At 67.8% G+C, this 12,241-nt stretch carries 11 protein-coding genes; 5 read left to right on the top strand and 6 right to left on the bottom strand.

Annotated features, from left to right (window positions below; all coding sequences use genetic code 11):
- Window positions 1–984, bottom strand: a complete 984-nt coding sequence (locus tag DAA40_RS06375) for a hypothetical protein (protein WP_106848798.1) — start codon at window positions 982–984, stop codon at window positions 1–3.
- A 60-nt stretch (window positions 985–1,044) separates the two neighbouring features.
- Window positions 1,045–1,803, bottom strand: a complete 759-nt coding sequence (locus DAA40_RS16360; protein WP_199849541.1) for a hypothetical protein — start codon at window positions 1,801–1,803, stop codon at window positions 1,045–1,047.
- A gap of 313 nt (window positions 1,804–2,116) precedes the next feature.
- On the opposite strand from DAA40_RS16360, the gene DAA40_RS06385 reads away from it, so the two are divergent.
- On the top strand, window positions 2,117–3,730 hold the full coding sequence (locus DAA40_RS06385) for an NAD(P)/FAD-dependent oxidoreductase (protein ID WP_199849542.1): 1,614 nt from the start codon (window positions 2,117–2,119) through the stop codon (window positions 3,728–3,730).
- Between the two features lie 60 nt (window positions 3,731–3,790).
- Here the strand turns inward: DAA40_RS06385 and DAA40_RS06390 are convergent, their stop codons facing one another.
- Window positions 3,791–4,690, bottom strand: coding sequence for an SMP-30/gluconolactonase/LRE family protein (locus DAA40_RS06390; protein WP_106848800.1), 900 nt, complete (start codon window positions 4,688–4,690; stop codon window positions 3,791–3,793).
- 257 nt (window positions 4,691–4,947) lie between these two features.
- Here DAA40_RS06390 and DAA40_RS06395 point away from each other — a divergent pair, with 257 nt between their 5' ends.
- A complete protein-coding gene (locus DAA40_RS06395; RefSeq protein ID WP_106848801.1) occupies window positions 4,948–6,756 on the top strand; it encodes a sigma-54-dependent Fis family transcriptional regulator in 1,809 nt (602 codons plus the stop codon).
- Window positions 6,757–6,944: 188 nt separating this feature from the next.
- Here DAA40_RS06395 and clpB read toward each other — a convergent pair whose 3' ends face one another.
- Complete coding sequence (gene clpB, locus DAA40_RS06400) at window positions 6,945–9,524, bottom strand: ATP-dependent chaperone ClpB (protein ID WP_106848802.1); 2,580 nt, start codon at window positions 9,522–9,524, stop codon at window positions 6,945–6,947.
- A gap of 224 nt (window positions 9,525–9,748) precedes the next feature.
- Here clpB and DAA40_RS06405 point away from each other — a divergent pair, with 224 nt between their 5' ends.
- Entirely contained in the window at window positions 9,749–9,997 is a 249-nt protein-coding gene (locus tag DAA40_RS06405) for a type II toxin-antitoxin system VapB family antitoxin (protein ID WP_106848803.1), read from the top strand.
- Window positions 9,994–10,401, top strand: coding sequence for a type II toxin-antitoxin system VapC family toxin (locus DAA40_RS06410; RefSeq protein WP_199849543.1), 408 nt, complete (start codon window positions 9,994–9,996; stop codon window positions 10,399–10,401). The genes DAA40_RS06405 and DAA40_RS06410 overlap by 4 nt, the downstream gene beginning before the upstream one ends.
- Here DAA40_RS06410 and DAA40_RS16135 read toward each other — a convergent pair.
- On the bottom strand, window positions 10,302–11,039 hold the full coding sequence (locus DAA40_RS16135; RefSeq protein ID WP_158716276.1) for a hypothetical protein: 738 nt from the start codon (window positions 11,037–11,039) through the stop codon (window positions 10,302–10,304). The two genes, DAA40_RS06410 and DAA40_RS16135, sit on opposite strands and share 100 nt — an antisense overlap.
- A complete protein-coding gene (locus DAA40_RS06415) occupies window positions 11,036–11,821 on the bottom strand; it encodes a MerR family transcriptional regulator (RefSeq protein WP_158716277.1) in 786 nt (261 codons plus the stop codon). The genes DAA40_RS16135 and DAA40_RS06415 overlap by 4 nt, the downstream gene beginning before the upstream one ends.
- Before the next feature lies 1 nt (window position 11,822).
- On the opposite strand from DAA40_RS06415, the gene DAA40_RS06420 reads away from it, so the two are divergent.
- Window positions 11,823–12,212: a DUF1801 domain-containing protein gene (locus tag DAA40_RS06420; protein ID WP_199849544.1), complete on the top strand. Its 390-nt coding sequence runs from the start codon at window positions 11,823–11,825 to the stop codon at window positions 12,210–12,212.
- Window positions 12,213–12,241 lie beyond the last annotated feature (29 nt).

Raw genomic sequence — 12,241 nt, forward strand, 5'->3', positions numbered from 1 at the left:
CTACTCGGCGGGCCGGTTACGCGGGCCGCGCGGCGCGAACATGCCGCCGAAGCCGGCGAACCCGCCGCCCGTCATCCCCGGCGGCGGGTCCTCGAGCCGGCCCTTCATGAAGAAGTAGAAGGCAGCGACGGAGGCCACGGTGATGACCAGACCCGGGATGTTCAGCGCGCCCTGGACGACTTGCATGACGTACATGACCGCGACGAAGCCCGCCACGAACATGCCGATATAACGGGCCCAGGACTTGCCACGCTGGTAGAACACCGTGGCGAGCGCCATCAGGGCACCGGTGACCGCGAACAGGATCATCTGGCTGCGCAGCTGGCTTTCCATCTGCTCCAGCGAAGCGTAGTTGGCGTTGTGCTTGTCGCGCGCCTCCTGGATCTCGGCGGCGGTGATCGACTCGGGCTTGGCGGAGTTGAGTGCGTCGGCGACGTTCTCGTCGTTCATGTTGCGATCGCCGCCGGCGTCTGCGTAGGCCTGCTGGGCGGCCTCGACCTCATCGTCGGTGTACTCGGCGACGTCTTCCTCCTCCAGGAGGTTGGCCACGCCGGCGACCATCTGCTTGTTGACCTCGGGAAGGAACTCGCGGGGGCTCTGGGTGGTGGCCAGGAGCGCCAGGCCGAGCAGGAGCGCGGCCAGGATGCCGCCGGCGATGACGGCGGGCTTGGACGGCGGGCGCTTGGTCAGCACCGGCGCGCCCGTGAGGTCCTCCTCGGGCGCGGGCGGGGCGGCCAGGAGGTCGTCGTCCGCGGCGTCGGTGCCGCGGACGTCGGTGGCGTAAGCGTCGTCGGGCCGGTCGGCGTCCGCGCTCATCGCCTCGTCGAGCTCCTGTCTGGAGGGCTCGCGCGGGATGTCGTCGTTGGCCGGGCTGGCGCCGCCGGGCGGGCGAGATGAGTCGTGCCCGGTCTCATCGCGCGCTGGATCCCGATCGCGGTCGTCGGGCTCGGAACTGCGCGCGGCGGGATTGTCGCGATCGGTCAAGGGATGCTCCTTGGTTGGTTCTGCGTGCTGCGTGGCGCTGCGTCGGCGGCTGGGCGCCGGTCAGCTCGTCGGGGTGGAGTCGTCGCGCGGTGGCGGGGCCTGCTGGTCTGCGGGTGGTCGCACCGGCGAGCTGCCCACCGCCGGCGGAGGGTGGTGACCATCGGGCGGGGGCTGCTGCCACGGGCCGCCCGGCGCATTCGGCACCGGCGGCCAGTCGCCAGTCCCCTGAGGACCACCGAAACCGCCCGGACCACCGGGACCGCCCTGACCGCTGGGGCCGCCCTGACCGCTGGGGCCGCGACCGGACCGCGGCCAGGGCTGCAGGTAGTCGCGAACCTGCGGCTTGGCCAGGTTGAGGATGCCGGCCAGGCCGGCGACCATGAAGAACAAGGTCTGGATGTTGAGCGCGCCGGACAGCACCGCGAGTGCGGCCACTGCCAGCAGGACGCCTGAGAAGGTAAACCCGACGGGGCGGGCCCACGACTTGCGGTCACGCAGCGCCTGGGCAGTGACCCCGGGACCGATCGCGACCGTCAGCAGTACGACGCCGGAGGGGATCACCGTCGCCCGAATCATCCCGTGGGTAAAGGCCGCCGTCAGCGCTTCGTCGTCCATCTCGGTCAGCTGGCGGCGCAGCTCGCGCTCGGTCTCGCCGATCATGAACAGCGCGGTCACGCCCATGAACACCAGGAAGGCCGCCGTCGTCGTGTATAGCGTGATCGCCCGCTTGACCTCGGTGGGCGCCTCTTTCGGAGGGCGTTCGGCGGCCGGCTCGGGTGGGGCTGGAGCCGGCGCGCTTGGCGGTGTCGGCTCACTCACGCGCGGAGACCTTTCGCAGGGGATAGCGCCGCAGTGGTCGCGCGGCAGTCTGTTCCAGCCTACGTGAACCCACGAGAGGGCGGCTCGCCCCGCTCAGCTCTGTCCGGTCGCATCCGGAGGGCTCGCCCTCTACAAGCGGGCTTGGCACGAGCGAGAGGACATTAATCCCCGCCCGCTCGTCACAAACCCGCCCGCTCGCCGTAGCTGACGCGAAATCGGACACCTTGACCTCCGGCGCAGCTCCTACCGTCGATGCACTCAACGCCGACTGGCGGCGTGCCGAACATCGATGGGGTGGCTCATGACAGCGACAATGCCTGATCAGCGCACCGACGTCCTCGACGTGCTCATCGTCGGGGGCGGGTTCTCTGGCCTGTACGAGCTCGACCGCCTGCGCGACCTCGGCTTCTCAGTGAAGGTGTGGGACTCCGCTGGCGACTTCGGCGGGACCTGGTGGTGGAACTGCTACCCCGGTGCCCGCACCGACTCGACCGGCCAGGTCTACCAGTTCGAGTACAAGGACCTCTGGAAGGACTACGACTTCAAGGAGCTCTACCCCGGCTGGGAGGGGGTGCGCGACTACCTGAACTACGTCGACAGCAAGCTCGGACTGCGCAAGGACGTCGAGTTCAGCACCCTCGCCGAGACGGCCACCTGGGACGAGGACGCTCGTACCTGGACGGTCACGAGCTCCGAGGGCAAGCAGCAGCGCGCAAACCAACTGATCCTGGCCACCGGATTCGCCAGCAAGCCGTACTACCCCAACCTCAAGGGCATGGACACCTTCGCCGGCGAGTGCCACCACACCGCCCGCTGGCCGCAGGATGGGCTGGACATGACCGGCAAGAAGGTCGTGGTGATGGGTACCGGCGCCAGCGGCGTCCAGACCATCCAGGAGGCGGGGGCGGTCGCCACGCAGGTGACCGTCTTCCAGCGCACCCCGAACATCGCTATCCCGATGCAGCAGCGCCAGCTCAGCGCAGCGGACAACGACGAGCTGCGCAAGGGCATGCCCAACCGCTTCGACATCCGGATGAACGCGTTCGCGGGCTTCGACATGGACTTCCTACCGGAAAGCGCTCTTGAGGTCAGCGACGAGGAGCGGGAGGCGACCTATGAGCAGATGTTCCAGGAAGGAGGGTTCAGGCCCTGGCTCGGCAGCTACCACGACCTGCTCACCGACGAGGCGGCTGGCCGCACCTTCTACGACTTCTGGCGCCGCAAGGTACACGCGCGGATGAAAAACAAGGAGAAGGCCGAGCTGCTCGCGCCAGAGCAGCCGCCGCACCCGTGGGGAGTCAAGCGGCCGTGCCTCGAGCAGAACTACTTCGAGATCTGCGACCAGGACAACGTCGAGATCATTGACAGCAACTTCGACCCAATCGTCGAGGTGGTGCCGGACGGTGTGATCACCAAGAGCGGCCGCAAGATCGAGGCCGACGTCCTGGTACTGGCCACCGGGTTCGACAGCAACCGCGGCGGCATCATGGCCATCGACATCACCGGCGTGGGCGGCAAGAAGCTCGCGGAGAAGTGGGAGACGAGGGTCGACACCGTGCAGGGGCTGTCATCGGAGGGCTTCCCGAACCTGATGTTCCTCTACGGGCCGCAGAGCCCTTCAGGCTTCTGCAACGGCCCGACGTCCGCCGAGCTGCAGGGCGAGATGGTCGCCGACTTCCTGGCGTGGGTGAAGGTCAAGGGGTACACACGTTTCGAGAACACCCGAGACGCTGAGGTCGAGTGGACCAAGCACCTCGACGAGATCTTCGAGGCCTCGCTGTTCCCGAAGGCGCGTTCCTGGTACTGGGGTGGGAACGTGCCCGGCAAGCCGGCGCAGATGCTGAACTACTGCGGCGGGCTGGAGATATACAAGGCTGCGTGGCGCGAGCGCAAGGAGCACGGATACGCCGGCTACGAGTTCTCGTAAGCGGCATTGACGCGGGAGGGGCCGGGCTCACGATGAGCCCGGCCCCTCACGCGTTGATCGTTACGGAGTTCCCGCGTGCGGGACGTCGACCGTAGTGGCGAGCATCTTAGCCTCGGTCGCGGCCGAGCGGGCACCCTCGTCCCAGTCCGGGGCCGCACACAGGAACAGCGTCCTGCCGTCCGGGCCACCCAACGCGACGGCGAACACTCCCAGCGGAGCGGTGCTGACCGTCTCGAGCACCTCCCCGCCCTCTGCCATCCGGACCGCCTGCTGATTGATCGTATCGGCGAACCACACCGCGCCCTCGGCATCGAGCGTCAGCCCGTCGGGGATGATCGTCGCTGCCTCGAGCCGTTTGGCGAGATCACCCTCGTCACCCAACTCGCCGAAGTTGGCGAAGTCCTGTCGGTCACCGAGTGTGCCGTCGTCCTTGATGGCGAACTTGCTGATCCGGTTGCCAAACAACTCGTTCACTATCAGTGTCTTCTCGTCAGGCGTGATCACCATGCCGTTGGGAAAGGCCAACCCGTCAGCGACGATCTCGGCGCTGCCGTCCAGGCGCACGAGCACCAGGGTGGTGTGCTCATGGTCAGCCCCACCCATCAGGTCGAACCCGAAGTTCCCGACGTACGCGTTGCCATTCGACGCCACGACCATGTCGTTGGCATGGCCTCGGCACAGATCGGAGATGTCGGCGTGCTCGACGACTTCCCCGTCGTCCTCGACCCGCAGGATCTTGCGATCCTTCATTGAGACAACAAGCATGCGCCCGTCTGGAAGCCAGCCCAACCCGGAGGGCTGCTGCGGGACGTCGAGCACCTTCTCGACCTCTCCGTCAGCGCCAATGCGGTACACGGCGTAGGTGTAGAAATCGACGAAGTACAGCTGCCCGTCGTGCCAGCGAGGCCCCTCCAGATAAGTTAGGCCTTCGGCGACCGTGCGCAGTTCGCGTTCTGTCATGTTTTCGTCCTGCCTCTCGTGAGGCCCGCTCCCGCCACCGCGGCTTGAGCGAGCTGGCGACCACTGGTCGCTTGCGGAGACTCTGGCCTTCTTCCGACCCAGCAGACCGTCCGATTCCGCGACACGTCACCCCACGGAAGGAACAGGTGTAGCGCAATCGGACACCCCAACTGACGGCTGCAGTCGTATTCTGTGCGATACATCACTCTCTACTGTGTGATACCTCACTCCACAGGGGAGCAGTTGCAGGAGTAACGATGTCCGTTCCCAACGAGGTGCGCGCCCGCTGGTCGGCGCGCGATCGCGCTCTTGACCAGTCCGGAGTCGACACGTCCGCAGATACCGCCATGATCCGTACCGAGATTCAGGAGTCCTGGCGCCGCTGCCGGATGACTGGCGTTGCGCCGGGGGCAGCGGCTCTGCCATACACCGCCGACCTGCCCGAGGACAGCCGCCTGCGCCGGGCCGCGGAGCCCATACTTAGCCGCCTTGCCGAGCAGTTAGCCGATTCGGGCGCGACGATCCTGTTGGCGGACAGCGCCGCGCGGATCGTCGACCGCCGGGTCGGAAGCCACAGGATGCGCGATCGCCTCGACGATGCGAACGTGGCCCCAGGGTTCGGATTCGCTGAGGAGAGCAGCGGCACCAACGGCATCGGCACCGCACTAGAGGAACGGCGGCTGTTCGCGGTGCAAGGTGGAGAGCATTATCGCGAGTCGCTGCAGAACCTCGCCTGCGTTGGCAAACCGATCGTCCATCCAGTCGGCCGGGGTGTCGAGGGAATCCTCGACATTACCTGCGACCTACCCAGCGCCAGCCCATTGATGGCCCCGCTGGTTGAGGCCGCGGTCCGCGAGATCGAACAAGAGCTCTACGACATGGCCTCCAACGACGAACGCGCATTGCTCGAGGAGTTCCTGCGTACCTCACGCCGTGGCGGCTCGGCGGTCGTCACTCTCAGCAACGATATGGTGATGACCAATCCGGCGGCAGCGCGGCTGCTCCAGCCGTCCGATCAGGCCTACCTGTGGGCTTGGGCATGCGAGCGACTCAGCGGGTCCGACGAGGTGATGGGCGAGCTGCAGCTGGCCAGCGACATGACTGTTCTCGCGAAGGCGCGTCGACTGGCTGACCTCCGCCGCACAATGGGCGTCGTCCTAGAGCTTCGCGTAGTGCCCGGCCGTCGAGGTAATTCGCAATGCTCGCCCAGCGGGCACGGGCCAGCGAGGGCAAGGCTCGCTGGGCGAAGCAGGGCCACCAGCAGGCTCAATGCCGAACTCGACCTCGTTGCCAACCAACCGGGGCCTACGCTGATCACGGGCGAGCCAGGCGTCGGTAAGAGGCACGCCGCGCGGCGGTTACATGACGTCTGGGCAAGCCCTGACAGTCAGCTCCATGAGCTCGATCTCGGGCTCATCGAAGGGTCGAGAGCCCGTTACTGGGGATTCGAGTTGCGCCACCACCTCGCTCGTGGCGCGACGGTCGTACTGCACAACGTCGCCGGTGCGGATCCCGCCCTCATGCCTCACTTGATGGCTGCGATCGACCGTTCCGTCGAGCAGGGCTGGCGGTTGATCGTTACCGGCCCGGAGATCGCTGAGGGACTGATCGCCCGCGTGCAGGCCCGATTCGATCGGAGGGTCGCCATATCTCCACTGACCCTGCGCGACGACGAGATCGAGGATCTCGCCAATGAGATCCTTGCCGAGCGCGCCCGGCCGGGCCGCGGAGCCCAGCGAATTCAACCCGCCGTCCTGCAGGCGCTCCGCGCCCGCTCATGGCCGGGGAACGTCCGCGAGTTGCGATCGGTCATCGAATCCGCGGCTGCCCGCGCCCTCGGCGGAGACATCGCGCTACAGCACCTGCCTACCGGATACCGTCAGCCGCCTACGGCGAAGGTTCACTCGGTCCTGGAACGCGCCGAACTGGACGCCCTGCTGACCGTCCTCGCCGAGTGCCGTGGCAATAAGGCCCTCGCAGCGCGGAGGCTGGGTGTGGCCCGATCGACGCTCTATCGGAAGGTCCGCGAGTTCGGCATCGACACCGACCGCTTCATTAGCCCGTAGCCGAGTGCTGGCCGAGGTCCGCAACCACAGTTCGGCGTGCCCCCGACGGCCATCCCGCGCTGGCGCGTCTGCCAGGCGCGATGGAGGTCGCCGTCGCTTCCGCTCCGCGCTTCGGCCGACGACCACCTTCCCGACGACCACTTTCCCGGCGACCGTCGGCGGAAGGCGACCGCCAGCCAAGGGTGCAGCTACTGTTTCTTGGTGACGGTGAGGCCGTCGTCGCCGCGGTCGACGAGCACCGTGTCGCCGTCGCCGACCTCGCCGGACAGCAGCAGCTTGGCCAGCTGATCTCCGATCGCTGACTGGATCAGCCGGCGCAGCGGACGCGCGCCGTACAGCGGGTCGAAGCCGTCCAGCGCCAGCCACTCCCGGGCGGCGGGTGTGACGTCGAGCTCGAGACGACGGTCCTGCAGCCGCTCGGCGAGGACGTCGAGCTGGATGTCGACGATCCGGCCCAGCTCACTGGTGCCGAGGCTGCTGAAGACCACGACCTCGTCGAGGCGGTTGAGGAACTCGGGCTTGAAGTGTCCGCGCACCACCGCCAGGACGGCGTCCTTCTTCTCCGCATCGCTTAGCTCGGCGTTCATGATCGCCTGCGAGCCAAGGTTGCTGGTGAGGATCAGGATCGTGTTGCGGAAGTCGACCGTGCGGCCCTGCCCGTCGGTCAGGCGCCCGTCGTCCAGCACCTGCAGCAGGATATCGAAGACGTCCGGGTGGGCCTTCTCAACCTCGTCGAGCAGGACGACGGTGTACGGGCGACGACGTACCGCCTCGGTGAGCTGTCCGCCCTCGTCGTAGCCGACGTAGCCGGGAGGCGCACCGACCAGCCGCGCGACGCTGTGCTTCTCGGAGTACTCCGACATGTCGATGCGGACCATCGCCCGCTCGTCGTCGAACAGGAACTCCGCGAGCGCCTTGGCCAGCTCGGTCTTGCCGACGCCGGTCGGGCCGAGGAACAGGAAGCTGCCGGTGGGCCGGTTCGGGTCGGCGATCCCAGCACGGGCGCGGCGGACGGCGTCCGCCACCGCGGAGACCGCGGTCTCCTGGCCGATGACGCGCTGGGTGAGCGCCTCCTCCATGCGCAGCAGCTTGGCGGTCTCGCCCTCCATCATGCGGCCGGCCGGGATCCCGGTCCATGCGGCGACCACCTCGGCGATGTCGTCGGCGGACACCTCTTCCTTGAGCATGACCTCCGCCGACTGCTCGGCCTCGGTCGCCTCGGCGATCTGCTTCTCCAGGGCCGGGATGCGTCCGTAGCGCAGCTCGGCGGCCTTGGCCAGGTCGCCGTCGCGCTCGGCGCGCTCCTCCTCGCCGCGCAGCGCGTCGAGCTGCTCCTTCAGACCCCGGGTCGCCTCGATCGCGCCCTTCTCCTTCTGCCAGCGGGCGGTGAGCTCGTTCAGCAGCTCCTGCTTGTCGGCAAGGTCCTTGCGCAAGGCTTCGAGCCGGGCCTTCGAGGCGGCGTCGTCCTCCTTGGACAGCGCCATCTCCTCGATCTCGAGGCGGCGTACGACGCGCTCGATCTCATCGATCTCGACCGGGCGGCTGTCGATCTCCATGCGCAGCCGGGACGCCGCCTCGTCGACGAGGTCGATGGCCTTGTCGGGCAGGAACCGGCTGGTGATGTAGCGGTCGGAGAGCGTCGCGGCAGCAACCAGTGCTTGGTCCAGGATGCGGACGCCGTGATGCACCTCGTAGCGATCCTTCAGCCCACGCAGGATGCCGATGGTGTCCTCGACGCTCGGCTCGCCGACCAGCACCTGCTGGAAACGACGCTCGAGGGCCGGATCCTTCTCGATCCGCTCGCGGTACTCATCGAGCGTCGTCGCGCCGACCATGCGCAGCTCACCGCGGGCGAGCATTGGCTTGATCATGTTGCCGGCGTCCATCGCGGAGTCTCCGCCAGCACCGGCGCCGACGATCGTGTGCAGCTCGTCGATGAAGGTGATGATTTCGCCCTCGGACTCGGTGATGTCCTGCAGCACGGCCTTGAGCCGTTCCTCGAACTCACCGCGGTACTTCGCTCCGGCGACCATGCCGGCGAGGTCGAGGCTCATCAGCCGCTTGCCCTTGAGCGACTCGGGGACGTCGCCGGCGACGATGCGCTGGGCGAGCCCCTCGACGATCGCGGTCTTGCCGACGCCGGGCTCGCCGATGAGAACCGGATTGTTCTTCGTACGGCGGGACAGCACCTGGATCACGCGGCGGATCTCGGTGTCGCGACCGATGACCGGGTCGAGCTTGCCGCTACGGGCCTTCTCGGTGAGGTCGTCGGCGTACTTCTGCAGCGCCTGGTAGGAGCCCTCGGGGTCGGCGCTGGTGACGCGCCGGTTGCCGCGGACGGTCTTGAAGGCGTTGATCAGCGAATCGGGGGTGGCGCCGTTGTCGGTGAGACTGGTACGGGCCTCGCCCCCGGATTGCGCGATGGCGACAAGCAGGTGCTCGGTGGAGACGTACTCGTCGTTCAGGCTGCCCGCGAGCTTGGTCGCGGCATTCAGGACGTCGAGCAGCGTGCGGCTGGCCTGTGGCGCTCCGGTGGTGGCGCCGCTGGCGCTGGGCAGCCGGGCGATCTTCGCCTGCGCATCGGTCAGCACCGACTGCGGGTTGGCGCCGGTTGCATCAAGCAACGGGCGGGCGATGGCGTCGGAGGGCTCGATCAGCGCGACCAACAGATGCAGCGGTTCGAGCTGGGGGTTGCCGTGCTCGGCCGCCAGCCGCTGGGCAGCAGCGAGCGCTTCTGATGACTTGGTGGTGAGCTTCTGCTGGTCCACGTGCGGTCTCCTCGAAAGTCATTGAACATTCAGGGCGCCGCACCCGTGCTTGCCGAATACGGCGACATAGATGTAACGCCGTCCAAAGTTGAGCCTATTCCGCTCAACTTTGAATCTCCACACTGGGCCGAAACCAGCTGTCTGTTGGCGTGAACCGCACGCAACACACCCAACCCCGGTGCGCCCACCCCGCCGATTCTAGAAACTGCGTTAGAATTCTAGACATGGCACTATCGATCAAGACCTCGGAGGCCGACGAGCTCGCCCGCGAGCTCGCGCGGCTCACCCGTGAGTCGCTGACCGAGGCCGTGACGATCGCGCTGCGAGAACGGCTCGAGCGGATACGCCGGGAGGCCGCCATTGACGTTGCGCACTCGATCGAGCGCGTATCGATCGAGTTTCGCGAGCACGCCCGCGACGACCGCAGCGCCGACGAGATCATCGGCTACGACGAGCACGGCCTTCCGGCGTGAGCGATTCCGGCAGCATTGAGCCCGTCGCCGTCGACACGTCGGCCGTCATCGCCGTCCTGAAGGGCGAGCGGGATCGTGACCGGATCGTCGAGCAGCTACGAGCGGCCGAAAGCCGGTTGATCAGCGCGGCGACCGCAGTCGAGCTCGGCATCGTGGTCGAATCCCTGACAGACGGACGCACGCCGCTCGAGCGAGTCCTCGCCGACTTCGACCTAACCGTCGTCCCCCTCGACGAGTCGCAGCTGCGCATCGCCATGGAAGGATGGCGGCGATTCGGGAAGGGCCGGAACCCGGCGGGCCTCAACTACGGCGACTGCTTCTCGTATGCGCTCGCACGCAGCCGCGAGATCCCACTGGTGTACGTCGGCGACGACTTCACCAAGGCCGGGTTCACGACCCCCTGACGCGATTCCGGAGCGCCGGCGACACGGCGGACGTCGGCCAGAAATGCCTTCGGGTCGTCGGCGTACACCGCGATGACGTCGACCCTCTCGGTGCCGTGCGGCAGCCGGATCGTCGTCGGCTCCTCGAGCGTGATGTCGAGATTGGTCTGGTCGGCGACGCGCAGGTGGTAGGTCGTTCGGCCCTCTGCGGTGGTGAGGGCGGGTTCCTTGTCGCGGCGGGTACGGCTCCGCAGCTCGACCGAGTCGATCGTCGCCCAGCTCAGCGGCACGTCGATCTCGGGCCCGTAGCGCACCCTGATCCCGTCATCGCCGACGGCGTGCGGCCGCGAGAGGACGCCGCACAGCTGCCCGGCCATCATCGCGACCGTCCAGATGCCCAACAGCAGCAGCGGGAGCCGGACCGCGGGCCAGCGGTGGACCATGATGTCGACGACGACTACCTCGATCGCGCAGACGAGGAGGAACACCGTCAGCATCGGAGCGATCGCGCGGTGATAGTCGTGCGCACGCATTCCCGCGGGAACGCGCGGACGTCGGGCCAGCTGGCGCCAGATGCTCTTGTACCCGCGCCACTCCATCAGCACGGCGCGCTTGAAGAGGTAACCAGGCCTCTGCCAGGCAGGACGGCGCCCGCTCATCGCGACCGCTCCATAAGCCGCCGCGCGACCTCTCGCTGCGCCGGGTCGGGCATGAAGAACGCGAGGTCGTCGTCGTGCGGCATCTCGGCCGGCTCGGCCCCCGTGATGAGGCGGCTGACGACTGTGGTCTGCAGCAGCAGGTCGACGAGCGCATCGATACGCCCGTCGACCTCCCGCGGACGCTTTCCTTCCAGCGCGGCGAACTCACTCATGATGCGCAGCGCCGACCTCAGCTGCTGCGGGTCATCGGCGAGCGCTACGTACGCTGCGGTGACCTCGTCGGGCAGCTGCCCCGACAGCGCCAAGATCTCGAGCATCTCCCGATCACGCTCGACAACGGCGCGGGCCCGCGCGGCCGCCGAGTCGTCGGCGGGATCGCCCACCGCCGGGTCTGCGGGGTCCGAGTCGGTGACTAGCTCTGCGGCTGCGGCGTCGGCGACCCTGTCGAAGGCATCGGCGAGCGCAGGCGCGAGGCTGCTGAGTCGGCGTCCGCTCGCGACCGACTGCTGGATCTGCTCCAGCGCATTGAGCTGGCGGGTCAGCCGGTCGCGCTCCGCCTGGATCGTCTGGGCGACGATCGCGAGATCGTGCTCGACAGAGCGCCCGTCGCCGTGGTCGCTCTCGCGGGCGAGCAGGTCGCCGACGGTCGCCAGCGGCACGCCCGCCTTGCTCAGCCAGGTGATGCGCAGCATGCGCACGAGGTCGGCCAGCTCGTACTCGCGGTAGCCGTTGGCCCGACGCGCAGGCTCGGGCAGCAGCCCGAGCTGGTGGTAGTGCCGCACGGTGCGGGTCGTCGTCCGCGCCGCCTGCGCGATGGCCGAGCACGGCTGGTCGTTCGCGGACGACGATCCATCGGTCGGCGCCACCCGGGGTGGGGTCACCGGCGTCCCGGCGGTGATGTGGGGACCATCGATCGTCGGGTACGGCGAGCTGCACTATGTCTACGAGTCGGGGCGCGAGGGAGACATGCCGCGCGTCGGGTTCAGCCCGCGCGGTGCATCGACATCGCTCTATGGTCTGTTCGGACACCCCGGCACCGACGAGCTGCTCGCTCAGCTCGGTAAGCACCGTCGCGCCGTCTCCTGCCTCTACGTCAACAAGCTGGCGGAGGTCGACCTCTGCGTCCTGCGCGAGCTGGTGACGCTGGGGTGGGCCGCCAGCGCCGCCCCGTAGCCCCACCTCTTGCCAAGGAGCAGCATGAT

Origin of the sequence: Blastococcus sp. Marseille-P5729, from assembly GCF_900292035.1 — a bacterium.
GTDB lineage: Bacteria > Actinomycetota > Actinomycetes > Mycobacteriales > Antricoccaceae > Cumulibacter.

Excerpts from the sequence above, each read along its gene's own strand:
- DAA40_RS06395 (WP_106848801.1), top strand. The coding sequence starts at position 4,948 with ATGTCCGTTCCCAACGAGGTGCGCGCCCGCTGGTCGGCGCGCGATCGC.
- DAA40_RS06390 (WP_106848800.1), bottom strand. The coding sequence starts at position 4,690 with ATGACAGAACGCGAACTGCGCACGGTCGCCGAAGGCCTAACTTATCTG.
- DAA40_RS16135 (WP_158716276.1), bottom strand. The coding sequence starts at position 11,039 with ATGAGCGGGCGCCGTCCTGCCTGGCAGAGGCCTGGTTACCTCTTCAAG.
- DAA40_RS06385 (WP_199849542.1), top strand. The coding sequence starts at position 2,117 with ATGCCTGATCAGCGCACCGACGTCCTCGACGTGCTCATCGTCGGGGGC.
- DAA40_RS06405 (WP_106848803.1), top strand. The coding sequence starts at position 9,749 with ATGGCACTATCGATCAAGACCTCGGAGGCCGACGAGCTCGCCCGCGAG.